This is a genomic window from Streptomyces sp. AM6-12 (assembly GCF_044327085.1).
GTDB lineage: Bacteria > Actinomycetota > Actinomycetes > Streptomycetales > Streptomycetaceae > Streptomyces.
Genome location: NZ_JBIQWN010000001.1, coordinates 2,513,184 through 2,535,066 on the forward strand (window position 1 = coordinate 2,513,184; position 21,883 = coordinate 2,535,066).

Sequence of the window (21,883 nt, forward strand, 5' to 3'; positions counted from 1 at the left end):
ACGGTGAGGGCGTGACCTCCGGCTCCGCCACCACTCCCCCACCGCCCCCCTCCGACACCGCCCAGCGCCTCAACCAGGCGATGAAGCGCCTGCGGGCACGGCTGCGCGCGGAGTCGGGGCAGCACGCGACCGGTCTGACCGCCACCCAGCTCGCCGTCCTGGCCGAGGTGGTGCGCGAGGGCCCGGTGACGGCGGCGCGGCTCGCCGCGCTGGAGCACGTCACGCCCCAGGCCATCGCCCAGAGCCTCGCGGTGCTGAAGGCCGCCGGACTGGTGCACGGCGCGTCCGATCCGCTCGACGGCCGCCGCAAGCTGATCAGCGCCGACCCCTCGGCCGGCGAACTGATCGAACGGCTGCTCGCGGGGCGCGCCTCCTTCCTGGCCCGCGCCATCGCACAGGTCGTACCCCCGGAGGAGCTGGACGACCTGGAGAAGGCCGTCGAGCTGCTGGAGCGTCTCGCCGGGGCCGAGATCCACCCGCACACCCCATGAGATCCGCGAGGAGAACCACCGTATGACCACCCCCGCCACCCTGACCTCGATCGCCCCCGAGCGCACCGCCCTGCTGGCGATGGACCTCCAGGGCGGGATCCTCTCCCACGCCCCCGACGCGGACGCGCTGATCGAGCTGATCAAGGGCGCCATCGCCGAGGTCCGCGCCGCCGGAGGCACCATCGGCTACGTCCGGGTCGCCTTCACCGAGGAGGACTGGGCCGCGATCCCGGAGCGGAACAAGCCCTTCGGCCCGCTCGCCGCGGCCAGGCTCAACCACCACGAGGACCCCGCGACGCAGGTCGACGAGCGGATCGCGCCCGAGGACGGCGACATCGTGGTGCGCAAGGTCCGCATCGGCGCGGCCTCCACGACCGACCTGTACGAGCAGCTGGACGCGCGCGGCATCGACACGCTGATCCTCTCCGGGATCAGCACCAGCGGAGTCGTCCTGTCCACGCTGACCGACGCCGCCGACCGCGACTACCGGGTCATCGTGCTGTCCGACGGGGTCGCCGACCGTGACCCGGAGGTCCACCGGGTGCTGCTGGAGAAGGTGTTCCCGATGCGGGCGCACGTCATCGACACCGCGCGGCTGCGCGAGTTGCTGGGTGCGGCCTGACGCGTTCCGGCAAGCGAGCGAGGGGGCCCCTTCCAGCCGGGCCGTGTCGGCACGACCATGCCTGCGGTGCGGGACCGGTGGGCCGCGCGCCAGGCGCGGTCAGTGGAACTGCGGCACGATCAGGTAGATCCCGTACCCCACCACCACCGCGCAGACCAGGAAGCACAGCCCCGCCTGGGCGCGGGCCGCGGTGGCGGCGCCCGCGCGGCGGTCGGCGGCGCGGGACAGGCCCAGCACGCCGAGGGTGAAGACGACGACCACGGTGACGGTGACGCCGAGGCTGACCGCGGCGACGCGGGCGAGGGCGGACCAGTCGATGTGCATGGCGGACTCCCGGAGTTCAGACGGCGGAGCCGATGTCGGTGGGCGTCTGGGCGCGGAGGGTGACCTCGTGGTGGTCGTTGACGTTGTCGGCGTGCACCGGGTTGCGGCGGGAGACGGCGACGCCGCCCACGGCGAGGGCCAGCACCACCAGGGCGACGACGACCGTGCCGACGTTGCCGCCGTGCTTGACCACGCTGGCCGCGAGGCCGCCGACCAGCGCGGCGAACGGCAGGGTGATCAGCCAGGCCAGCGCCATCCGCCCGGCCACGCCCCAGCGGACCTCCGCGAGCCGGCGGCCGAGTCCCGCGCCGAGGATGCTGCCGGAGGCGACCTGGGTGGTGGACAGGGCGAAGCCGAGGTGGGCGGAGGTGAGGATCACGGCGGTGGAGGCCGTCTCGGCGGCGAAGCCCTGCGGTGACTGGATGTCCGTCAGGCCCTTGCCCATGGTGCGGATGATCCGCCAGCCGCCCAGATAGGTGCCGAGGCCGATCGCGAGTCCCGCGGAGCCTATGACCCAGACCGGCGGCCCGGCGTCATGGCCGAGCGCGCCCGCGGAGATCAGGGTCAGCGTGATCACGCCCATGGTCTTCTGCGCGTCGTTGGTGCCGTGCGCGAGGGAGACCAGGGACGCGGAGGCGATCTGGCCGAGCCGGAAGCCCTTGGTCACCTGCTCTTGGCGGGCGCGGGCGGAGAGCAGATAGGCGAGGTAGGTGGCGGCGCAGGCGGCGACGCCGGCCACCAGAGGGGAGACGACGGCGGGCAGCAGCACCTTGTCGAGCACCTGCTCGAAGTGCACGCCCTTGGACCCCGCGCCGACCCAGACCGCGCCGATCAGCCCGCCGAACAGGGCGTGCGAGGAACTGGAGGGCAGCCCGGCGAGCCAGGTCGCCAGATTCCACAGGATCGCCCCGACCAGCCCGGCGAAGATCATCGCGGGGGTGACCAGGGCGTCGTCCACGATGCCCCCGGAGATCGTCCGGGCCACCTCGGTGGACAGGAACGCGCCCGCGATATTGAGAACACCGCTGATCAGGACCGCGATTCTGGGCCGGAGCGCGCCCGTGGCGATGGAGGTGGCCATCGCGTTCGCGGTGTCATGGAACCCGTTCGTGAAGTCGAACGCCAGCGCCGTCACGATGACGACCGCCACGAGGAACGTGAAGTGGTCCATGACTCCAGCCAACCAAGACCCGGCCAATCCCACGCGAACTGGGAGCGAATGCCCTCCGATACCGAGGCGGAGACGGGGTGGGGACGGCGGGGCCGACCGGTCCCGGCCCGGTGTCGGTGGGCTGTGCCAAGCTGGTGGGCGTGAGTCTGGAGGATCTGCGGCGGTTGCGGCGCGTGCGCGACCGGATGGACCGGGAGTACGCGGAGCCGCTCGACATGAGCGAGCTGGCGCGCGGCGCCCTGATGTCCCCCGGCCATTTCCAGCGCAGCTTCCGCAAGGCGTTCGGGGAGACGCCCTACAGCTATCTCATGACCCGCCGTATCGAGCGGGCCAAGGCGCTGCTGCGCCGGGGTGACCTCACCGTGACCGAGGTGTGCCTGGCCGTGGGGTGCACGTCGCTCGGGTCCTTCAGTTCCCGTTTCACCGAGCTGGTCGGCCAGACCCCGAGCACCTACCGGGCGGCCTCGCACGAACCGGCCGCGGTGATCCCCTCCTGCGTGGCCCGCGCCTTCACCCGGCCACGCCGCCGCCCGTACTGATCTCGCCCGTAGTTCCCCCGAGCCGCGCGCGCCGTCGTCCCGACCGGCTTAGCGTGAACGCATGAACGTACGACTCGCGCAGTGCTTCATCGCCGTGGACGACCACGACAAGGCCCTCGCCTTCTACCGCGACATCCTCGGCCTGGAGGTCCGCAACGACGTGGGCTTCGAGGGGATGCGATGGGTGACCGTCGGCTCGCCGCACCAGCCGGACGTGGAGATCGTGCTGGAGCCGCCGGGCGCCAACCCGGACGCCTCCCCGGCCGACCGGCAGGCGCTCGCCGAACTGCTCGCCAAGGGCATGCTGCGCGGGGTCATCCTGGCCACCGACGACTGCGACGCGCTGTGGGAGCGGCTGCGCGAGGCCGGCGCCGATGTGCTCCAGGAGCCGACCGACCAGCCGTGGGGCGTGCGCGACTGCGCCTTCCGCGACCCGGCGGGCAATCTGCTGCGCTGCTTCCAGCGCCCGGCCGCCTGAACGCGCCTGAGGCGGGCGGCACTTCAGCCCCAGGGCTCCACCTCCACCACGGCGCTCACCGGCAACGGGCCGTACAGGTGCGGGAAGTCCTCGCCGCCCGGCTCCCCCGGCTCGTACCTCAGCGGCGCGTCCAGGAGCGCCGGGTCCACCACCAGGAGCACCAGTTCGTCCGGGCCGTCGTAATCGCCGTACAAGAAGGCCGCTACGGGCGGGAGTTGCTCGCGCGAGGAGAAGTGGATGAAGCCCACCTCGTCGAGGGTGCGGCCACGGGTCGACACCTCGTAGGTGCCGCGCTCGCGGGCCGCCTCCCACAGGGAGCGCTCGGTGAGATGGACGATGCGGGACGGTTTCGGCATGCCCCCACGGTAGACGCCGGGGCCAGGCGACCGGTGGGGAGGCAGGCGGTCGTACGACCGGAGCCCCCGGAGCGCCGTGCGGGGTCAGGAGCCGCACGGGCCCGGAGGCTCCGGGTCCCCGGGGCCGCCGGACGGGCCGGCGGCACGGACCGCGACGCTCAGCTGCTGCGCCGGGTCACGAACTCGGCGAGGGCGAGCAGCCCGCCCGCCGCCTCCGGGTCCGGGATCGCGCGGGCCAGCTCCTGCATCGCGCGGGCCATCCGGTCGGCCGCCTCCGCCTGCGCCCAGTCCCGGCCGCCGGCCCGCTCCACGGCCAGCGCGGTCCGCGCTATGCCCTCGCTGTCCCCGGTGCTGTACGGCTTTCCGTACAGCGCGGCGAGTTCGGCCGCCGCCGGGGTACCGGAGACCAGCGCCGCCACCACCGGCAGGGACTTCTTGCGGGCCGCGAGATCGGCACCGGCCGGCTTGCCGGTCCGCAGCGGCTCACCCCATATGCCGATGACGTCGTCGATCAGCTGGAAGGCGAGCCCCGCCTGACGCCCGAAACCGTCCAGCGCGGCCACCGCCTCGGGCCCCGCGCCCGCGTACAGCGCGCCGAGGGCGCAGGCGCAGCCCAGCAGCGCCCCCGTCTTCGCCTCGGCCATGGCGAGCACCTCGTCCAGCGTCACCTCGGCCGGCGCGCGGTGCTCCAGGTCGGTGTCGGCGTGCTGGCCGGCGCACAGCTCCAGCACGCAGTCCGCGAGCCGGGCGGCGGCTTGAGCGGCGGCCGGGTGCGGGTCCTCGGCCAGCAGGCGCAGCGCGAGCGCCTGGAGCGCGTCCCCGGCGAGGATCGCGTCCGCGTCCCCGAACACGGTCCAGGCGGTGGGCCGGTGCCTGCGGGTGGGGTCCCGGTCCATCACGTCGTCGTGCAGCAGTGTGAAGTTGTGGACCAGCTCCACCGCCGCCGCGGCCGGTACGGCGGCCGCGCGGGCCGCCGGGCCGCCGAGCGCGTCGGCGGCGGCGAGCACCAGGGCCGGGCGGATCGCCTTGCCCGCGTGGCCCGCGGCCGGGCTGCCGTCCACGTGCTCCCAGCCGAAGTGGTAGCGCGCGATCCGGCGCATGGAACCGGGCAGCGACTCCACGGCGGCGCGCATCGCCGGGTCGACCAGCGCCCGGCTCCGCTCCAGCAGCGCCGGCGCCTCCTGCCCGTCGTGCGGACCGGGGCCCGTGTCCCCGGTCCCCCGCCGCCCCTGTGGTGCGCCGGGGTACGGCACACCACAGGAACGCTCATCGATCTCCGTCATGGACTCGGCCATGTCTCCCCCTCGCCAGGTCCGCGGGCACCGGCGGATCCTGCCCGGCCGGACGCGTACCCCGAGGGTGTACCCGCCCATACGGCCGGGGACACGGCCGCGACGTGCGGAAACGTCACCTCCACCGGCCGATTTCGACGTTCTCCAGCACACCGAGCGCGTCGGGCACCAGGACGGCGGCCGAATAGTAGGCCGTGACCAGGTACTTGATGATCGCCTGCTCGTTGATCCCCATGAAGCGGACGGACAGGCTCGGTTCGATCTCGTCCGGGATGCCGGACTGCCGCAGGCCGATGACGCCCTGCTCCTCCTCGCCGGTACGCATCGCGATGATCGAGGTGGTCCGCGCCTCGCTGATCGGGATCTTGCCGCACGGGAAGATGGGCACCCCGCGCCAGGTGGGGATGCGGTTGCCGCCCATGTCGATGGTCTCCGGCACCAGCCCCCGCTTGTTCAGCTCGCGGCCGAACGCGGCGATCGCGCGCGGGTGGGCGAGGAACAGCTTGGTCCCGCGGCGGCGGCTGAGCAGCTCGTCCATGTCGTCCGGGCTCGGCACGCCGTCGTGCGGCTGGATCCGCTGGTCGTACTCGCAGTTGCTGAGGAGACCGAACTCCGGGTTGTTGATCAGCTCGTGCTCCTGGCGCTCCTTCAGCGCCTCGACCGTGAGCCGCAGCTGCTGCTCGGTCTGGTTCATCGGCTGGTTGTACAGGTCGGCCACGCGGGAGTGGACGCGCAGTACGGTCTGGGCGATGCTCAGTTCGTACTCGCGGGGCCGGGGCTCGTAGTCGACGAAGGTGTGCGGGATGTCGGGCTCGCCGGAGTGGCCGGCCGCCAGGTCGACCGCCTTCTCGCCGTACTTGTTGGTGCGCTGCTCCGGGATCGAGCGGAGCTGGGCCAGGTGCGCGCGCAGGGATTCGGAGCGCTCGGCGATCTGCTCGAAGTCCTGGCGGCTGAGGATGAGCACGGTGCTGGCGGTGTCCGCGCGGACCGTGTACTCCCAGATGGCGTCCGGGTCGACCAGCGCCTGGTCGCCGAAGTAGGAGCCGTCGGCGAGGACGCCGAGGACCGAGTCGTCGCCGTAGGGGCCGGTGCCGATCTTCTCGACGCGGCCGTGGGCGAGCAGATGCACCCCGTCGTTGCGGTTGCCGAAGTCGGCGATCACCTCGCCGGGGGCGAAGTCGCGCTGGCGGCAGCGCCGGGCCAGCTCGGCCAGGACCTCTTCGTCCTCGTACGACCGCAGGGCCGGGAGCTCGCCGAGCTCGGCCGGGATGACCTCGACCTGACCCCCGGTCTTCACGAAGGTGATGCGGCCGTCGCCGACGGCGTACGTCAGGCGGCGGTTCACCCGGTACGTGCCGCCCTGGACGTCCACCCAGGGGAGCGTGCGCAGCAGCCAGCGGGAGCTGATCTCCTGCATCTGCGGAACGGACTTGGTGGTGGTGGCCAGGTTCCGCGCTGCCGCGGTCCCGAGGGACTGCTGCGGCTTGCCCTGATCCGTGCGGACCTCATCGCCTACCGACATGTGGAAATGCCCTCCCATGTAATGCACCGGCCGCAGCGGGCCGGTCTCGCATCGAGCGTCCCATCACGCACGGTCGCCCCGCCATTACCCGAAAGAGGGGGAATGGATCATCGGACTAGTGGGCAGAAAGGAGGACTTCGGAAATCGGGCCGTGCCCGGACGCGCGTGCCCGGCGTCGGCGACAATGGCACGGTGACCGGCAGCGATCCCCTCGTCCCCCGCCTTCCCTCGCCGCTCCAGGAGCTGCGGGACGAGCGGTTCGAGCGGCGCGGGGTCCGGCTGCTGCTCAAGCGGGACGACCTGATCCACCCGGAGCTGATCGGCAACAAGTGGCGCAAGCTGGTGCCGAACCTCGCCGCGGCGGGCGGGCGGCCGCTGGTCACTTTCGGCGGGGCCTACTCCAATCACCTGCGGGCCACCGCGGCGGCCGGACGGCTGCTCGGGGTGGCCACCACCGGGGTGGTGCGCGGTCAGGAGCTGGCCGGCCGGCCGCTCAACCCCTCCCTCGCCCGGTGCGCGGCCGAAGGGATGCGGCTGCACTTCGCCGAACGGTCGGTCTACCGGCGCAAGGCCGAGCCGGAGACGCTGGCGGCGATCCTGCGCGCGGCCGGCGCCGAGGGCGCGTACGTCGTGCCGGAGGGCGGCAGCAACGCGGCGGCGGTGCGCGGCTGCGCGGCGCTCGGCGCGGAACTGCGCGGGCACGCCGATGTCGTCGCGGTCGCCTGCGGCACCGGCGGGACGCTCGCGGGGCTCGCGGCCGGGCTGGCGGAGGGGCAGCGGGCGCTCGGTGTGCCGGTCCTCAGGGGCGGCTTCCTGGCCGCCGACACCGAGGTGTTGCAGGAACGTGCCTTCGGTGGCCGTACCGGCGACTGGTCCCTGGACGACCGCTTCCACTTCGGTGGATACGCGCGCACCACCCCCGAACTCGACGCCTTCGCCGAGGACTTCGAGCGGCGGCACGGTCTGCCCGTGGAACGCCTCTATGTCGCCAAGCTGCTCTACGGACTCGTCACCCTCGCCGGGGAGGGTGCCTTCCCGCGCGGCACGACGCTCGCCGCCGTCGTCACCGGCCGGCCGTTCCCCGAGCCCTAGATGTATTGACCCGTGAGGTTGGGGACGCGGCTGGCGGGTGGTTGGCCCTTCAGCGCGGTGTGTCCGCGGTGGTGATTGTAGGTGTGCAGCCAGGCGGGGAACGCGTCGCGTCGTTCGGTCTCCGTGCGGTAGGGACGGGCGTAGGCCCACTCGTCGAGCAGGGTGCGGTTGAAGCGTTCGACCTTGCCGTTGGTCTGGGGCCGGTAGGGCCGGGTGCGCTTGTGGGCGATCCCGGCCGCTGCCAGCGCATCTCGCCAGTTGCGTGAGCGGTAGCAGGAGCCGTTGTCGGTCAGCACCCGCTCGACCGTGATCCCGTACTCGGTGAAGAAGGCGTGGGCCCGTTGCCAGAAGCCGGTGGCGGTCTCCTTCTTCTCGTCGGTGAGGATCTCGCTGTAGGCCAGGCGGGAGTGGTCGTCGACGGCAGTGTGCAGGTAGCTGTAGCCGGCGCCGGATCGGGTCTTGCGGCCTGCGGCCCGGCCGAGGACCTTGTGCCCGCCGCCGTCAGGGATGTTGCCGAGCTTCTTGATGTCGACATGCACCAGCTCGCCGGGCCTGTCGCGTTCATAGCGGCGTATGACACGGCCGGTGGCCCGGTCCAGGTTGGCGAGGCGGGCCAGGCCGTAACGGGTCAGCACGCGGTGCACGGTCGAGGGCACCAGCCGCAGCAGGTGTGCGATGCGGGCCGGCCCCCAGCGGCGCAGAAGCCGGACCTTGATGATCCGGCGCTCGGTGCGGGCCGGGGTCCGGCGCGGGCTGGCGTGCGGGCGGGAAGACCGGTCGCACATCCCGGCCTCGCCGAACTGCCGGTAGCGGTCGGCCCAGCGCTGGGCCGTGGTCGGCGAGACCTGGAAGCGTTCGGCGGCTGCTCTGAGGGGCCAGTTGTCCTCGACCACGCAGCGGGCCAGACGAAGACGTCCGGTCTCGGTCAGGGGTGCATTACGGTGGGGCACGAGGGCCTTTCTGTTGCTGGTGCAGATGTCGCAATCCACACCAGGCCAGAAGGCCCTCACCCATTTCAAGATCGCTCAGCCGTGAGCCCCGTCACCGTCCACAACCTCCCGAGACAGAACACCTAGAGGCGCATCACGCCGTCTCCCGGTACGCCGCCGCCTCCTCCAGGTCCAGGTGCCGCAGCAGGGCGCGCAGCATCTCGTCGTCGATGTGGCGGCGGTCACGCAGCCGTACGAAGACCTCGCGTTCGGCGCTGATCATCGCGCGGGACAGCCTGCGGTAGGTGTCGTCCACGGACTCGCCCGTGACCGGGTTCACCTGGCCGAGGCGCTCCCAGACGGCGTTGCGGCGGCGCTCCAGGACGTCGCGGAGGCGGTCGGCGAGCGGCGGCGGCAGCGCGTTGCGCTCGTCGGCGAGGAGTTCATCCAGGCGGCGTTCGGCGGCCAGGGACGCCTGCGCCTGCGCGTTGGCCTCGGCCAGGGTCTCGGCTTGCCGGTCGCGGCCGGGGAACTTCATCAGGCGGATCAGCGGGGCGAGGGTGAGGCCCTGTACGACCAGGGTGCCGATGACCGTGGTGAAGGTCAGGAAGAGGATCAGGTTGCGCTGCGGGAAGGGCGCGCCGCCGCGCACCGTCTCCGGGATGGAGAAGGCGATGGCCAGGGAGACCACGCCCCGCATCGCCGCCCAGGAGACCACGACCGGCGCCCGCCAGGTGGGGTTCTCCTCGCGCTCCCGGACCCGCCCGGACAGCACGCGCGGCAGGAAGGTCGCCGGGAACGTCCAGACGGACCGGGCCGCCACGACGACCAGGAAGACGGCGAGGGCGTACCAGGCCGCGTCGGCCCCGTGGTAGGCGGCGAGTCCCTTGAGGATGGGCGGCAGCTGGAGGCCGATCAGTGCGAACACGGCCGACTCCAGCACGAAGGCGACCATCTTCCACACCGCCTCCTCCTGGAGCCTCGTCGCGAAGTCGACCTCCCAGGCGCGGTGTCCGAGGTAGACGGCGACCACGACGACCGCGAGCACTCCGGAGGCGTGCAGCTGCTCGGCGACCCCGTAGGCGACGAACGGGATCAGCAGCGAGAGGGTGTTCTGGAGCAGCGCCTCGGTCAGATGCGTGCGCAGCCAGTGGATCGGCACCATGAGCACCAGGCCGACGACCACGCCGCCGACCGCCGCGCGCAGGAACTCCTCGATGCCGCCCGCCCAGGTGGAGCCCGCGCCGACGGCGGCGGCGACGGCCACCTTGTAGGCGGTGATCGCGGTGGCGTCGTTCAGCAGCGACTCGCCCTGGAGGATCGTGGTGATCCGGGACGGCAGCCCGACCCTGCGGGCGATCGCGGCGGCCGCGACCGCGTCCGTCGGCGCCACGACCGCGCCGAGCACCAGCGCGGCGGGCAGCGGCAGTCCGGGCACGACGAGATAGGCGGCCCAGCCGACGACGAAGGTCGCGAACAGCACGTACCCGACGGACAGCAGCCCCACCGGGCGCTTCTGGGCCCGCAGGTCCAGGTAGGAGCTCTCGGTGCCCTCCTTGTAGAGCAGCGGCGGCAGCACCAGGGGCAGGACGACCTCGGGTTCGAGGGTGTAGTCGGGGACGCCGGGGACGTACGACACCGCCAGGCCCACCGCGACCAGCAGCAGCGGCGCGGGCACCGGGGTGCGCCGGGCGGTCCCGGCGACCGCGGCACTGCCCGCGACCAGCAACAGCAGGGGCATCACGTCCATGCTTCTCGCCCACCCTCGTTTTCCGCGCGGTCACCCGCACGCCCGTCGTAATCTGGCAATCATGAAACAGTGCACGCACGCCGACGCGCTGCCGCAGCCGGAACCCGAGCCGCGCTCCGCGACCTGCCCGGAGTGCCTGGCGAGCGGGACGCACCCGGTGCAGCTGCGGCTCTGCCTGACCTGTGGCCATGTCGGCTGCTGCGATTCCTCACCGGGCCGGCACGCCACCGGGCACCACGAGCAGACCGGGCACCCGGTGATGCGGACGTTCGAGCCGGGCGAGGACTGGCGGTGGTGCTTCGTGGACCACGTCCTGGTCTGAACGGCACTCGATCCGGTCTGAACGGCACTCGATCCGAGCGGCGCCCGTCCGAGCGCGGTTCCCGTGCGATTCCCGGCCGAATCGGGACGGAATCGGGGCCTGACCCCGTACGAGTGGCCTCCGATCGTTGATCATCTTCCCGATCGGGGGCTGTGTCGTGTGACACTGCATGCGGCGGCGCGCGCACGACGGTTCGGGCGTCTGACGTCTGGGTACGTCAACCCGGCGCGGGCTCTCCCGATTTGGGGCCGCACACCCCCTAGACACGGAGCGTATCCACAGCTTTACTGTGAGTGACGCCAGGGGGTCGGGGTCCCGGGGACGGAAACATTCGGCGCGCGATAGCGTCACCGCTTGAACCACTACGCGTTAGCCCCGGGGGGCGACCCTCGGCCCCTGTAAAGCTTGTACCACCATGGAGGTGAGGGTGTCCCAGATCGCAGGCGAACCCGCGGCGAACCAGGATTTCGTGGAGGTCCGGCTGCCGGCCGCGGGTGCCTACCTGTCGGTGCTGCGGACGGCCACGGCCGGTCTGGCGGCCCGCTTGGACTTCACCCTGGACGAGATCGAGGATCTGCGCATCGCCGTGGACGAGGCCTGCGCGATCCTGCTCCAGCAGGCCGTGCCGGGCTCGGTGCTCAGCTGTGTCTTCCGGCTCGTCGACGACTCGCTGGAGGTCACCGTGTCGGCTCCGACCACGGACGGCCATGCCCCCTCGCGGGACACCTTCGCCTGGACCGTGCTGTCGGCCCTCGCGGGGAAGGTCTCGTCCGCCGTCGACGAGGACAAGACGGTGTCCATCAGCCTCTACAAACAGCGCGGCGCGGGTCCCGGGCCGGCGTGAGGGAGAACGGGGACGGTCCGGTGCGGGACGAAGATCGCGGCACGCGTGAGCTGCCGACCGGGGACGGGGGTGCCCCCTGGTCGAGTGCGGCCGAGACGTCCGGGGAGGGCCCCCGCGACGGCCGGCGCATGGCGGACGGCATCGACGGCATCCCCGAGCAGGCCAGGCCACACCCGGAGGACCACTCCGCGGAGCCCGGCGGTGCGGGCGCGGACCCCGGCTCCTCGCCCGCGGCGCGCGGCGGGACCACTCCCGCCGGCCGCGCGGGGGCGAGGCCTCGGGGAAGGGCTACGGGCGGGACGATGAGCGAGCACGAGCGATATGCCGACGACGACGCGCTGAGCGCACAGGCCGCACCGCACGACCCGCACGACCGCAGCGGGGCCCGTGCGCTGTTCGTCGAGCTGCGCGGGCTCGACACGGGCAGCGCGCAGTACGCGGAGCTGCGCAATCAGCTGGTCCGCATGCATCTGCCGCTCGTGGAGCACCTGGCGCGCCGGTTCCGCAACCGCGGCGAGCCGCTGGACGACCTCACCCAGGTCGCCACCATCGGCCTGATCAAGTCCGTGGACCGGTTCGACCCCGAGCGGGGCGTGGAGTTCTCCACGTACGCCACGCCGACCGTGGTCGGCGAGATCAAGCGGCACTTCCGGGACAAGGGCTGGGCGGTCCGCGTGCCGCGCCGGCTCCAGGAGCTGCGGCTCTCGCTGACCACGGCGACGGCGGAGCTGTCCCAGCTGCACGGCCGCTCGCCGACGGTGCACGAACTGGCCGAGAAGCTCGCCATCTCCGAGGAGGAGGTCCTGGAGGGCCTGGAGTCGGCGAACGCGTACTCCACGCTGTCCCTGGACGTCCCCGACACCGACGACGAGTCCCCCGCGGTCGCCGACACGCTCGGCGCGGAGGACGAGGCGCTGGAGGGGGTGGAGTACCGGGAGTCGCTCAAGCCGCTGCTGGAGGATCTGCCGCCGCGGGAGAAGCGGATCCTGCTGCTGCGGTTCTTCGGGAACATGACGCAGTCGCAGATCGCGCAGGAGGTCGGGATCTCGCAGATGCACGTCTCCCGGCTGCTGGCCCGGACGCTGGCGCAGCTGCGGGAGAAGCTGCTGGTGGAGGAGTAGAGCGCCTGCCCTACTCGGCGCGGCCCGGACCCTTGATGCCGAGGGCCTGGGTCGTCTCCCGGTTGACCAGGAGCACGAGCGCCGCGACGGACACGACGGCGAGGACGATGCCGACGGGGACGGCGGCGCCGCCGGACTTCAGCATGGTGAGCCCCACCGGGAGGGCCATCAGCTGGGTGATCACGGCGGGACCCCGGCTCCAGCCGCGGCGCAGCAGGAGGCCGCGGGTGGCGAGGAGCGGGAGCAGGGCGAGTACGGCGAGGGTGATACCCAGCGTCACGGCCTGCTGCCGGTCGTCGGGGGCGCCGGTGATGCCGAGCACGAGGACCCACAGGCCGCCGGCGAACAGGGCGATGCCTTCGAGGGCGGCCAGGGTGGCGGCGTACGTCAGCCTCCGGGGCCGAGTTCCTTCGGTGCCGGTCGTTTCCTGCGCGGGCTTCTGCTCACTGCTCACCCCAGCAGGGTAGCCGCCGGCGGGGGCGGGCCGGGGGTGGGCTCGGTCACCGGCGCGTGCGGGTCGCTTGCCCACGCCGGCGGGGTGCCGCCGCGCCCCCGAAGGGGCGCGGGGAACCGCGCGATCAGCCCGCCACTCACCCGCACCACGAAGCGGACCGCCCCGCCCCTGACCAGCACAGCCGTGCCGAGCCTCGCCCTCTCCCCTCTTACCCGATCCCTACCTCGGTCTGGGGCCGGTACCGCCGGGTAGGTACGCTGACGTGCATGCGTGCTCTCCTCGTGGTCAATCCGGCGGCAACCACCACCAGCGCACGCAGGCGTGACGTGCTGATCCACGCGCTGGCCAGCGAGGTGAAGCTGGAGGCGGTCACCACCGAGTACCGCGGGCACGCGCGCGACCTCGGCCGGCAGGCGGCGGAGAGCGACGACATCGACATGGTCGTGGCGCTCGGCGGCGACGGCACCGTCAACGAGGTGGTCAACGGACTGCTGCACGCCGGCCCCGAACTGGCCCGGCTGCCCGGCCTCGCCGTCGTACCCGGCGGTTCCACCAACGTCTTCGCCCGCGCCCTGGGCCTGCCCAACGACCCCGTCGAGGCCACCGGCGCCCTGCTGGACGCGCTGCGCGAGGGCCGGGAGCGCGCGGTGGGCCTCGGCCTCGCCACCGGCACGCCGGGCAGCGAGGACGAAGGGGTCCCGGCCCGCTGGTTCACCTTCAACGCCGGTCTCGGTTTCGACGCGGGCGTCGTCGGCCGGGTCGAGCAGCAGCGCGACCGGGGCAAGAGGTCGACGCACGCCCTCTATGTACGGCAGGTGATCCGGCAGTTCCTCGCCGAGGCCAATCGCCGGCACGGCCTGATCACGCTGGAGCAGCCCGGCGAGGACCCGATCGAGGATCTCGTTGTCGCCATAGTCTCGAACACGTCCCCTTGGACGTATCTCGGCAATCGCCCCATGTACACATCACCTAAGGCCTCGTTCGATACGGGCATCGACGTGCTCGGGCTCAGCCGTCTGTCGACGGCCGCGGTTGCCCGGTATGGCACCCAGTTGCTCACTTCGTCCCCCGAGCGCGGACCCCATGGCAGGCATGCCTTCCCGCTCCATGATCTGGACCGCTTCACCTTGCATTCGAAGGCTCCCCTGCCGCTCCAGATGGACGGTGACCACCTGGGGCTGCGCACAAGCGTGACGTTCACAGGCGTACGCCGCGCACTGCGTGTGATTGTGTGAGTGGAAGAGGCCAAAGTCCTTTCACTCGAACGTTTAGGCCAGGATCCACCCCATGGAAGTACGGCTGTGACCCAGTCGACACCGAGGAATCAAAAAAAACTTTCCGGAAGGGGTTGTATCCGCCGCTGAGGTTTGCGAGTCTCTACGTGGCGATCGGGACGGCCCCCAACACCGGCCTCCACTGATCACCGGAACCCCTCTTCATACCAAGGACCCCGCCGGGGGAGACTCGGCGTTCGGCCCTTCACTTGTCGAGGGATTCGTGAAAGCGTTCACATTCACAAGCAACTTGCACGTAATACCAAGGAGAGGTAGCAGCCATGGACTGGCGTCACAACGCCGTTTGCCGCGAGGAAGACCCCGAGCTGTTCTTCCCCATCGGCAACACCGGTCCCGCGCTGCTGCAGATCGAGGAAGCCAAGGCCGTCTGCCGTCGCTGCCCGGTGATCGAGCAGTGTTTGCAGTGGGCGCTCGAGTCCGGTCAGGACTCCGGCGTCTGGGGTGGCCTCAGCGAGGACGAGCGTCGCGCGATGAAGCGCCGTGCCGCCCGCAACCGGGCTCGTCAGGCCTCCGCCTGATACACCCACCCCAGCTGACAGCCTGAGCTTGGCGGCGCGTGCATCGCGCACGCATCTCCCGCCCCCGAGCAGCAGCGCGCAGTATCCCCCGATGCCGCCAGCGAACAGCAGCGCAGCAACGAGCACGAGCCTCGGACCGAAGACGGTCCGAGGCTTTCTGCTGTCCGGGCCCCGGCACACTCCCCGGCGCCATTGGTCGATACCAACGGCGGCGCCGCAGGGGGCCGTTGACTACTTCTCCGCGCGCACCGGGATGTCCAGGATCACCCGCGTGCCCCGCTGTGGCGCCGGGACCATGTCGAACGTGCCGCCCAACTCGCCCTCCACCAGGGTCCGTACGATCTGGAGCCCCAGGTTGCCCGAGCGGTGCGGATCGAACCCCTCGGGCAGACCGACCCCGTCGTCCTGGACGGTGACCAGGAGGCGGGACTCCTTCGTCGTGCCGCCGCGCACCGCCGTGACCTCCACCGTGCCGGTCTCGCCCTCGCGGAAGCCGTGCTCCAGGGCGTTCTGGAGCACCTCGGTGAGGACCATCGACAGCGGCGTGGCCACCTCGGCGTCGAGTATCCCGAACCGCCCGCTGCGCCGGCCGGTCACCTTGCCCGGCGAGATCTCGGCGACCATCGACAGCACCCGGTCGGCGATGTCGTCGAACTCCACCCGCTCGTCCAGGTTCTGGGAGAGCGTCTCGTGCACGATGGCGATGGAGCCGACCCGGCGCACCGCCTCCTCCAGGGCCGCCCGCCCGCGTTCGGAGTCGATCCGCCGGGCCTGGAGGCGCAACAGGGCGGCCACGGTCTGGAGGTTGTTCTTCACCCGGTGGTGGATCTCCCGGATGGTGGCGTCCTTGGTGATCAACTCACGCTCGCGGCGCCGCAGCTCGGTGACGTCCCGGCACAGCACCAGCGCCCCGATCCGGGTGCCCTTGGGCTTGAGCGGGATGGACCGGAACTGGATCACCCCGTCGGGTGACTCGATCTCGAACTCGCGCGGCGCCCAGCCGCTGGCCACCTTCGCCAGCGCCTCGTCCACCGGGCCGCGGGTGGGGGCGAGTTCGGCGGTGGTCTGGCCGAGGTGGTGCCCGACCAGGTCGGCGGCGAGACCGAGGCGGTGGTAGGCGGACAGCGCGTTCGGGGAGGCGTACTGCACGATGCCGTCAACGTCCAGCCGGATCAGTCCGTCGCCGACGCGCGGCGAGGCGTCCATGTCAACCTGCTGGCCGGGGAAGGGGAAGGACCCGGCCGCGATCATCTGGGCGAGGTCGGAGGCGCTCTGAAGGTAGGTCAGCTCAAGGCGGCTCGGGGTGCGCACGGTGAGCAGGTTGGTGTTGCGGGCGATCACCCCGAGGACCCGGCCCTCGCGCCGTACGGGGATGGACTCGACCCGTACGGGGACCTCTTCGCGCCACTCCGGGTCGCCCTCGCGCACGATCCGGCCCTCGTCCAGCGCCACGTCCAGCATGGGCCGCCGACCGCGCGGGACGAGGTGGCCGACCATGTCGTCCTGGTAGGAGGTGGGGCCGGTGTTGGGGCGCATCTGGGCCACCGAGACGTACCGGGTGCCGTCCCGCGTGGGGACCCACAGGACCAGGTCTGCGAAGGAGAGGTCGGAGAGCAGCTGCCACTCCGAGACCAGCAGGTGGAGCCACTCGAGATCGGAGTCGTCGAGCGCGGTGTGCTGGCGGACCAGTTCGTTCATGGAGGGCACGGTTGCGAGCGTACCCGCGGGCCCGGCATGGCCGGAAAACACCCGCGGGCCGCGGCGCCTGGAAGGGACCCTCAACCCTCCCGGCACCGCAGCCCGGAGCATCATCGGCCGTGGGGTGTGCGGTCCCGGTCGGCCGAAGGCCGAGGAGCCGGGGCAGTCAGGGCAGAGAGCGCCGGTTCCTCGATCCGCCTTCCTGTGCGGGGAAGGCGGGGCTTGTTCGCTTCGTGCTGTCCGCTCGCGTACCGCGTCGTACGCCCCGCCCGGACAGTCGCTTCGATTGTGGACTAGACCACGGGGCATGTCCATGCCCTTGCGGGCGGGCGCGGCCCATGGCACTCGATGCCACGCAGCCTAGCCCGCCGGGGTCGACCATGGGGACAGAAGGCGTCGGAAATTCCGCGACCCCGCGCACCGGGCCATCGGCGCGGGGGCCCGCTCTGCTAGATTGGTCTAAACCACATAGACGCACGAGCCCTCTCCAGAACGGCAGGTCCAGCGTGGAAGTTGTCATCGTTCCGGACGCCGCGGCGGGTGGCGAGCTGATCGCCGAGGCCATGGCACAGCTGCTGCGCCGCAAGCCCGACGCCGTGCTCGGCGTCGCCACCGGCTCCACCCCGCTGCCCGTCTACCAGGCGCTCGCGGCCAAGGTGCGCTCCGGCGCCGTGGACACCGCGCGGGCCCGGATAGCCCAGCTCGACGAATACGTGGGGCTGCCCGCCGAGCACCCCGAGTCCTACCGCTCGGTGCTGCGCCGCGAGGTGCTGGAGCCGCTCGGCATCGCCATGGACTCCTTCCTCGGCCCCGACGGCACGGCCGAGGACGTCCAGGCGGCGTGCGAGGCGTACGACCGCGCGCTCGCCGCGGCCGGCGGGGTGGACCTCCAGCTGCTCGGGATCGGCACCGACGGGCACATCGGGTTCAACGAGCCCTGCTCCTCGCTCGCCTCCCGCACCCGGATCAAGACCCTGACCGAGCAGACCCGCGTGGACAACGCGCGCTTCTTCGACGGCGAGATCGAGCAGGTCCCGCACCACGTCATCACCCAGGGCATCGGCACCATCCTGGAGGCGCGGCACCTGGTGCTGCTCGCGACCGGCGAGGGCAAGGCGGACGCGGTGGCGGCGACCGTGGAGGGGCCGGTGGCGGCCGTGTGCCCGGCCTCGGCGCTCCAGCTGCACCCGCACGCCACCGTCGTCGTGGACGAGGCGGCCGCCGCCAAGCTGAAGCTGGCGGACTACTTCCGGCACACGTACGCGAACAAGCCGCGCTGGCAGGGGATCTAGGAGGCCGGGCCCTGTCCCCCGCCGGGCTCTCTGTTGGACTAGACCAGCTCGGGCCCCGGCGGTATACAGAGGGGATCACGGAGCGCGCGGGTGGAGTCCTGACGCGGCAAGCCGTGCCACGATGTGAGCCGTGGCCGATGGGGATGTCGGTCGCTTTCGGCATCCGGAGCCGGGAAGGCAGAGCATGAGCACCGACGTCAGCAGTGCGGAGAACGAGGCCGGCACGACCGTCCGTACCGCGCGCGTGCCGAAGTACTACCGCCTGAAGAAGCACCTGCTCGACATGACGCAGACGCAGGCTCCGGGCACCCCGGTCCCGCCGGAGCGCACGCTCGCCGCGGAGTTCGACACCTCCCGCACCACCGTCCGCCAGGCGCTCCAGGAGCTGGTGGTCGAGGGCCGCCTGGAGCGCATCCAGGGCAAGGGCACCTTCGTCGCCAAGCCCAAGGTCTCCCAGGCGCTCCAGCTCACCTCCTACACCGAGGACATGCGCGCCCAGGGCCTGGAGCCGACCTCGCAGTTGCTGGACGTCGGCTACATCACCGCCGACGACCGGCTCGCCGAACTGCTCGACATCTCCGCCGGCGGGCGCGTGCTGCGCATCGAGCGGCTGCGCATGGCCAACGGCGAGCCCATGGCCATAGAGACCACCCACCTGTCCGCCAAGCGCTTCCCCGCGCTGCGCCGTTCGCTGGTGAAGTACACGTCCCTCTACACCGCGCTCGCCGAGGTGTACGACGTCCACCTCGCCGAGGCCGAGGAGACCATCGAGACCTCGCTGGCCACCCCGCGCGAGGCCGGTCTGCTCGGCACCGACGTCGGGCTGCCGATGCTGATGCTCTCCCGGCACTCGCTGGACCGCGAGGGCCTTCCGGTGGAGTGGGTGCGCTCGGTGTACCGGGGCGACCGGTACAAGTTCGTCGCCCGGCTCAAGCGCCCGGTGGACTAGGACCCGGAGGGGCCTTCGCCGAATCGATATACCGACCTGCGGACAGGGTCTTCCTCTGCCGCGACACCGTCACCTAGATTGCCTGCTCATTACACAGGTGATCTACGAGGGGACGGAGCCGCAGCATGTCTGAAACGCCCGAAGTGAGACCACCGGTGGTGACACCGCTGCGCGTGGTCATCGGCATCTGTCTGGTCGCGCCGTTCGTGGCGATGCTGTGGGTCGGCTCGTACGCGAAGACGGACCCGGCGTTCATCGGGATCCCGTTCTTCTACTGGTACCAGATGGCCTGGGTGCTGATCTCCACCGCCCTCACCATGCTCGCGTACAAGCTCTGGCAGCACGACCAGCGCACCCGCCGTGCCGCGCAGGGGGGTGCCGCGAAGTGAAGACCGGAGTCAACGGCGTCGCGCTCGGCGTCTTCATCTTCTTCTTCCTGGCCGTCACGGTCCTGGGCTTCCTCGCCGCGCGCTGGCGCCGCGCCGAGAACGAGCACACGCTGGACGAATGGGGCCTGGGCGGACGGTCGTTCGGCACCTGGATCACCTGGTTCCTGCTCGGCGGCGACCTGTACACGGCGTACACCTTCGTGGCCGTACCGGCGGCGATCTACGCGGCGGGCGCGTCCGGCTTCTTCGCGGTGCCGTACACGATCCTGGTGTATCCGCTGATCTTCACCTTCCTGCCGCGGCTGTGGTCGGTCTCGCACCGCCACGGGTACGTCACCACCTCCGACTTCGTGCGCGGCCGGTTCGGCTCGAAGGGGCTGTCGCTCGCGGTGGCGGTGACCGGCATCCTGGCGACGATGCCGTACATCGCGCTCCAGCTCGTCGGCATCCAGGCGGTGCTGGACGTGATGGGCGTCGGCGGCGGCGACAACACCAACGCGTTCGTGAAGGACCTGCCGCTGCTGATCGCGTTCGCGGTGCTCGCGGCGTACACGTACTCCTCGGGGCTGCGGGCGCCCGCGCTGATCGCGTTCGTCAAGGACGCGCTGATCTACATCGTGATCGGTGTGGCGATCATCTACATCCCGATCAAACTGGGCGGGTTCGACGACGTGTTCGCCAAGGCGGCCCACGCGTTCAGCCAGGTCAACCCGGCCACCGGCAAGCCGCGCGGGGCGCTCGCGCCGCCGCCCGCCGGGCAGTGGACGTACGCCACGCTGGCGCTCGGTTCCGCGCTCGCGCTGTTCATGTACCCGCACTCGATCACCGCGACGCTCTCCTCCAAGAGCCGCAACGTGATCCGCCGCAACACCACGATCCTGCCGCTGTACTCCCTGATGCTCGGCCTGCTGGCGCTGCTGGGCTTCATGGCGATCGCGGCCGGGGTGAAGGTCAGCAACGGTCAGCTGGCGATCCCGCAGCTGTTCGAGGACATGTTCCCGGACTGGTTCGCCGGCGTGGCGTTCGCGGCGATCGGCATCGGCGCGCTGGTGCCGGCGGCGATCATGTCGATCGCGGCGGCGAACCTGTTCACCCGCAACATCTACAAGGACTTCATCAAGCCGGACGCCACGCCGAAGCAGGAGGCGCAGGTCTCCAAGTTCGTGTCGCTGCTGGTGAAGGTCGGCGCGCTGGTCTTCGTGCTCGGCATGGACAAGACGGTCGCCATCAACTTCCAGCTGCTCGGCGGCATCTGGATCCTCCAGACCTTCCCGGCCCTGGTCGGCGGCCTGTTCACGCGCTGGTTCCACCGCTGGGCGCTGCTCGCGGGGTGGGCGGTCGGCATGGTCTACGGCACCCTCGCCGCGTACGGTGTCGCCTCGCCGACCCAGAAGCACTTCGGCGGCTCCGCCGACGACATTCCGGGCATCGGCCAGATCGGCTACATCGGCATGACGGCGTTCGTGCTCAACGTCCTCGTCACGGTCGTGCTGACCGTCGTCCTGAAGGCCGTGAAGGCCCCCGAGGGCGTCGACGAGACCCGTCCCGAGGACTACACGGCGGACGCGGGCGATCCGGGCGTCCAGGTGGAGCTGCCGCCGGCCACGGCGGGAAGCGCCCACTAGAGCCCACGAGAGTCCGCGCCCGAAAAGCGCGCACCGTGGCGGGTCGCCGGAAAGCACGTGCTCCGGCGGCCCGTCGTCGTACACACTCCTCGCCATGACCCTTCGCATCCGACCCGTTCTCCCGTCCGAGTACGACGCGCTCGGCGAGATCACCGCGCAGGCCTATCTCCAGGACGGCCTCCTGGACTTCGGTGAGAGCGACCCGTACCTCGACCAGCTCAGGGACGTGGCCAAGAGGGCGTCGGCGGCCGAGGTGCTGGTGGCCACCGACGACGAGGTCCTTCTCGGCGGTGTCACCTTCGTCCCCGCCCCCGGCCCCATGGCCGACATCGCCCGCCCCGGCGAGGCCGAGATCCGCATGCTGGCGGTGGACAAGGCGGCCCGCGGCCGGGGGGCCGGCGAGGCGCTGGTGCGGGCCTGTGCCGAGCGGGCGCGCGCCGTGGCAGGCTGCCGCGCGATCGTGCTCTCCACGCAACGGGCCATGTGCGGCGCCCACCGCATCTACGAACGGCTGGGCTTCATACGCACGCCCGAGCGGGACTGGCAGCCCCTCCCGGAGCTGGCGGACCTCACTCTGCTCACCTACCAGTTGACGCTCTGAGATCGGCGACGACACAACATCTGGGGGTGGCACGACGACCCGGCACTAGATGTATGCTCATGGTCGCTGTCGTCGCAGGGGAATCCGGTGCGAATCCGGAACTGTCCCGCAACGGTGTACTTGTGCGCATCCGCGCACAGGAGTCAGTCCGAGGACCTGCCGGCAGCGCACCCGGCCCACCGGTCCGGGTGCTCTGAGACGTCCGGGCC

The 21,883-nt window shown here is 71.5% G+C and carries 24 protein-coding genes and 1 riboswitch; of the genes, 15 read left to right on the top strand and 9 right to left on the bottom strand.

The window, feature by feature from the left end; all coding sequences use genetic code 11:
* Positions 1 to 80 precede the first annotated feature (80 nt).
* Positions 81 to 491, top strand: coding sequence for a MarR family winged helix-turn-helix transcriptional regulator (locus ACE4Q9_RS11140; protein ID WP_397987182.1), 411 nt, complete (start codon positions 81 to 83; stop codon positions 489 to 491).
* 22 nt (positions 492 to 513) lie between these two features.
* Complete coding sequence (locus ACE4Q9_RS11145; RefSeq protein WP_397984082.1) at positions 514 to 1,113, top strand: cysteine hydrolase family protein; 600 nt, start codon at positions 514 to 516, stop codon at positions 1,111 to 1,113.
* A gap of 99 nt (positions 1,114 to 1,212) precedes the next feature.
* Here ACE4Q9_RS11145 and ACE4Q9_RS11150 read toward each other — a convergent pair whose 3' ends face one another.
* Entirely contained in the window at positions 1,213 to 1,437 is a 225-nt protein-coding gene (locus ACE4Q9_RS11150; protein WP_397984083.1) for a hypothetical protein, read from the bottom strand.
* Positions 1,438 to 1,453: 16 nt separating this feature from the next.
* Positions 1,454 to 2,608 carry an anion permease gene (locus tag ACE4Q9_RS11155; RefSeq protein ID WP_397984084.1) on the bottom strand — a complete coding sequence of 385 codons (1,155 nt, stop codon included), beginning with the start codon at positions 2,606 to 2,608 and terminating at the stop codon, positions 1,454 to 1,456.
* 140 nt (positions 2,609 to 2,748) lie between these two features.
* Between ACE4Q9_RS11155 and ACE4Q9_RS11160 the strand changes: the two genes are divergently transcribed.
* Both ACE4Q9_RS11160 and ACE4Q9_RS11165 read left to right on the top strand, forming a co-directional pair.
* Positions 2,749 to 3,147 carry a helix-turn-helix transcriptional regulator gene (locus tag ACE4Q9_RS11160; RefSeq protein ID WP_397984085.1) on the top strand — a complete coding sequence of 133 codons (399 nt, stop codon included), beginning with the start codon at positions 2,749 to 2,751 and terminating at the stop codon, positions 3,145 to 3,147.
* A gap of 61 nt (positions 3,148 to 3,208) precedes the next feature.
* Positions 3,209 to 3,625 carry a VOC family protein gene (locus ACE4Q9_RS11165; protein ID WP_397984086.1) on the top strand — a complete coding sequence of 139 codons (417 nt, stop codon included), beginning with the start codon at positions 3,209 to 3,211 and terminating at the stop codon, positions 3,623 to 3,625.
* A gap of 23 nt (positions 3,626 to 3,648) precedes the next feature.
* On the opposite strand, the gene ACE4Q9_RS11170 is transcribed toward ACE4Q9_RS11165, so the two are convergent.
* From ACE4Q9_RS11170 to ACE4Q9_RS11180, 3 genes are all read right to left on the bottom strand, one after another.
* The gene (locus ACE4Q9_RS11170) at positions 3,649 to 3,981 is read right to left on the bottom strand and encodes a DUF952 domain-containing protein (RefSeq protein WP_397984087.1); all 333 of its coding nucleotides are present in this window, start codon (positions 3,979 to 3,981) and stop codon (positions 3,649 to 3,651) included.
* A gap of 158 nt (positions 3,982 to 4,139) precedes the next feature.
* Positions 4,140 to 5,276 carry a family 2 encapsulin nanocompartment cargo protein polyprenyl transferase gene (locus tag ACE4Q9_RS11175; protein WP_397984088.1) on the bottom strand — a complete coding sequence of 379 codons (1,137 nt, stop codon included), beginning with the start codon at positions 5,274 to 5,276 and terminating at the stop codon, positions 4,140 to 4,142.
* Between the two features lie 112 nt (positions 5,277 to 5,388).
* A complete protein-coding gene (locus ACE4Q9_RS11180) occupies positions 5,389 to 6,795 on the bottom strand; it encodes a family 2B encapsulin nanocompartment shell protein (protein WP_397984089.1) in 1,407 nt (468 codons plus the stop codon).
* Between the two features lie 192 nt (positions 6,796 to 6,987).
* Here ACE4Q9_RS11180 and ACE4Q9_RS11185 point away from each other — a divergent pair, with 192 nt between their 5' ends.
* Complete coding sequence (locus ACE4Q9_RS11185) at positions 6,988 to 7,887, top strand: 1-aminocyclopropane-1-carboxylate deaminase/D-cysteine desulfhydrase (RefSeq protein ID WP_397984090.1); 900 nt, start codon at positions 6,988 to 6,990, stop codon at positions 7,885 to 7,887.
* Here the strand turns inward: ACE4Q9_RS11185 and ACE4Q9_RS11190 are convergent.
* Positions 7,884 to 8,837, bottom strand: a complete 954-nt coding sequence (locus ACE4Q9_RS11190; RefSeq protein ID WP_397984091.1) for an IS481 family transposase — start codon at positions 8,835 to 8,837, stop codon at positions 7,884 to 7,886. The two genes, ACE4Q9_RS11185 and ACE4Q9_RS11190, sit on opposite strands and share 4 nt — an antisense overlap.
* 133 nt (positions 8,838 to 8,970) lie before the next feature.
* On the bottom strand, positions 8,971 to 10,566 hold the full coding sequence (locus ACE4Q9_RS11195) for a Na+/H+ antiporter (protein WP_397984092.1): 1,596 nt from the start codon (positions 10,564 to 10,566) through the stop codon (positions 8,971 to 8,973).
* 61 nt (positions 10,567 to 10,627) lie between these two features.
* On the opposite strand from ACE4Q9_RS11195, the gene ACE4Q9_RS11200 reads away from it, so the two are divergent.
* From ACE4Q9_RS11200 to ACE4Q9_RS11210, 3 genes are all read left to right on the top strand, one after another.
* Positions 10,628 to 10,888, top strand: coding sequence for a UBP-type zinc finger domain-containing protein (locus tag ACE4Q9_RS11200; protein ID WP_397984093.1), 261 nt, complete (start codon positions 10,628 to 10,630; stop codon positions 10,886 to 10,888).
* Between the two features lie 427 nt (positions 10,889 to 11,315).
* Entirely contained in the window at positions 11,316 to 11,732 is a 417-nt protein-coding gene (locus ACE4Q9_RS11205) for an anti-sigma regulatory factor (protein WP_009190566.1), read from the top strand.
* Positions 11,733 to 11,752: 20 nt separating this feature from the next.
* Positions 11,753 to 12,853 (top strand): RNA polymerase sigma factor SigF, encoded by a 1,101-nt coding sequence (locus ACE4Q9_RS11210; protein ID WP_397984094.1) that lies wholly within the window; start codon positions 11,753 to 11,755, stop codon positions 12,851 to 12,853.
* 10 nt (positions 12,854 to 12,863) lie between these two features.
* Here the strand turns inward: ACE4Q9_RS11210 and ACE4Q9_RS11215 are convergent, their stop codons facing one another.
* The gene (locus ACE4Q9_RS11215; RefSeq protein ID WP_397984095.1) at positions 12,864 to 13,307 is read right to left on the bottom strand and encodes a hypothetical protein; all 444 of its coding nucleotides are present in this window, start codon (positions 13,305 to 13,307) and stop codon (positions 12,864 to 12,866) included.
* Between the two features lie 266 nt (positions 13,308 to 13,573).
* On the opposite strand from ACE4Q9_RS11215, the gene ACE4Q9_RS11220 reads away from it, so the two are divergent.
* Both ACE4Q9_RS11220 and ACE4Q9_RS11225 read left to right on the top strand, forming a co-directional pair.
* Positions 13,574 to 14,542: a diacylglycerol/lipid kinase family protein gene (locus tag ACE4Q9_RS11220; RefSeq protein WP_397984096.1), complete on the top strand. Its 969-nt coding sequence runs from the start codon at positions 13,574 to 13,576 to the stop codon at positions 14,540 to 14,542.
* Between the two features lie 320 nt (positions 14,543 to 14,862).
* Positions 14,863 to 15,120 carry a WhiB family transcriptional regulator gene (locus ACE4Q9_RS11225; RefSeq protein WP_003992873.1) on the top strand — a complete coding sequence of 86 codons (258 nt, stop codon included), beginning with the start codon at positions 14,863 to 14,865 and terminating at the stop codon, positions 15,118 to 15,120.
* 231 nt (positions 15,121 to 15,351) lie between these two features.
* On the opposite strand, the gene ACE4Q9_RS11230 is transcribed toward ACE4Q9_RS11225, so the two are convergent.
* Entirely contained in the window at positions 15,352 to 16,827 is a 1,476-nt protein-coding gene (locus tag ACE4Q9_RS11230) for a sensor histidine kinase (RefSeq protein WP_397984097.1), read from the bottom strand.
* Positions 16,828 to 17,324: 497 nt separating this feature from the next.
* Here ACE4Q9_RS11230 and nagB point away from each other — a divergent pair, with 497 nt between their 5' ends.
* From nagB to ACE4Q9_RS11255, 5 genes are all read left to right on the top strand, one after another.
* Positions 17,325 to 18,110 (top strand): glucosamine-6-phosphate deaminase, encoded by a 786-nt coding sequence (gene nagB, locus ACE4Q9_RS11235; protein ID WP_397984098.1) that lies wholly within the window; start codon positions 17,325 to 17,327, stop codon positions 18,108 to 18,110.
* A gap of 184 nt (positions 18,111 to 18,294) precedes the next feature.
* Positions 18,295 to 19,059 carry a GntR family transcriptional regulator gene (locus ACE4Q9_RS11240; protein WP_397984099.1) on the top strand — a complete coding sequence of 255 codons (765 nt, stop codon included), beginning with the start codon at positions 18,295 to 18,297 and terminating at the stop codon, positions 19,057 to 19,059.
* Between the two features lie 125 nt (positions 19,060 to 19,184).
* On the top strand, positions 19,185 to 19,448 hold the full coding sequence (locus ACE4Q9_RS11245) for a DUF3311 domain-containing protein (protein ID WP_397984100.1): 264 nt from the start codon (positions 19,185 to 19,187) through the stop codon (positions 19,446 to 19,448).
* Positions 19,445 to 21,073 carry a monocarboxylate uptake permease MctP gene (mctP, locus tag ACE4Q9_RS11250; RefSeq protein ID WP_397984101.1) on the top strand — a complete coding sequence of 543 codons (1,629 nt, stop codon included), beginning with the start codon at positions 19,445 to 19,447 and terminating at the stop codon, positions 21,071 to 21,073. The genes ACE4Q9_RS11245 and mctP overlap by 4 nt, the downstream gene beginning before the upstream one ends.
* Positions 21,074 to 21,167: 94 nt before the next feature.
* On the top strand, positions 21,168 to 21,674 hold the full coding sequence (locus ACE4Q9_RS11255) for a GNAT family N-acetyltransferase (protein WP_397984102.1): 507 nt from the start codon (positions 21,168 to 21,170) through the stop codon (positions 21,672 to 21,674).
* Between the two features lie 43 nt (positions 21,675 to 21,717).
* Positions 21,718 to 21,853, top strand: a riboswitch (cobalamin riboswitch).
* Positions 21,854 to 21,883 lie beyond the last annotated feature (30 nt).

Coding starts and splice junctions, on each gene's coding strand:
- ACE4Q9_RS11140 (WP_397987182.1), top strand. CDS start 81: ATGAAGCGCCTGCGGGCACGGCTGCGCGCGGAGTCGGGGCAGCACGCG.
- ACE4Q9_RS11145 (WP_397984082.1), top strand. CDS start 514: ATGACCACCCCCGCCACCCTGACCTCGATCGCCCCCGAGCGCACCGCC.
- ACE4Q9_RS11150 (WP_397984083.1), bottom strand. CDS start 1,437: ATGCACATCGACTGGTCCGCCCTCGCCCGCGTCGCCGCGGTCAGCCTC.
- ACE4Q9_RS11155 (WP_397984084.1), bottom strand. CDS start 2,608: ATGGACCACTTCACGTTCCTCGTGGCGGTCGTCATCGTGACGGCGCTG.
- ACE4Q9_RS11165 (WP_397984086.1), top strand. CDS start 3,209: ATGAACGTACGACTCGCGCAGTGCTTCATCGCCGTGGACGACCACGAC.
- ACE4Q9_RS11170 (WP_397984087.1), bottom strand. CDS start 3,981: ATGCCGAAACCGTCCCGCATCGTCCATCTCACCGAGCGCTCCCTGTGG.
- ACE4Q9_RS11175 (WP_397984088.1), bottom strand. CDS start 5,276: ATGGCCGAGTCCATGACGGAGATCGATGAGCGTTCCTGTGGTGTGCCG.
- ACE4Q9_RS11180 (WP_397984089.1), bottom strand. CDS start 6,795: ATGTCGGTAGGCGATGAGGTCCGCACGGATCAGGGCAAGCCGCAGCAG.
- ACE4Q9_RS11195 (WP_397984092.1), bottom strand. CDS start 10,566: ATGGACGTGATGCCCCTGCTGTTGCTGGTCGCGGGCAGTGCCGCGGTC.
- ACE4Q9_RS11200 (WP_397984093.1), top strand. CDS start 10,628: ATGAAACAGTGCACGCACGCCGACGCGCTGCCGCAGCCGGAACCCGAG.
- ACE4Q9_RS11220 (WP_397984096.1), top strand. CDS start 13,574: ATGCGTGCTCTCCTCGTGGTCAATCCGGCGGCAACCACCACCAGCGCA.
- ACE4Q9_RS11225 (WP_003992873.1), top strand. CDS start 14,863: ATGGACTGGCGTCACAACGCCGTTTGCCGCGAGGAAGACCCCGAGCTG.
- ACE4Q9_RS11240 (WP_397984099.1), top strand. CDS start 18,295: ATGAGCACCGACGTCAGCAGTGCGGAGAACGAGGCCGGCACGACCGTC.
- ACE4Q9_RS11245 (WP_397984100.1), top strand. CDS start 19,185: ATGTCTGAAACGCCCGAAGTGAGACCACCGGTGGTGACACCGCTGCGC.
- ACE4Q9_RS11255 (WP_397984102.1), top strand. CDS start 21,168: ATGACCCTTCGCATCCGACCCGTTCTCCCGTCCGAGTACGACGCGCTC.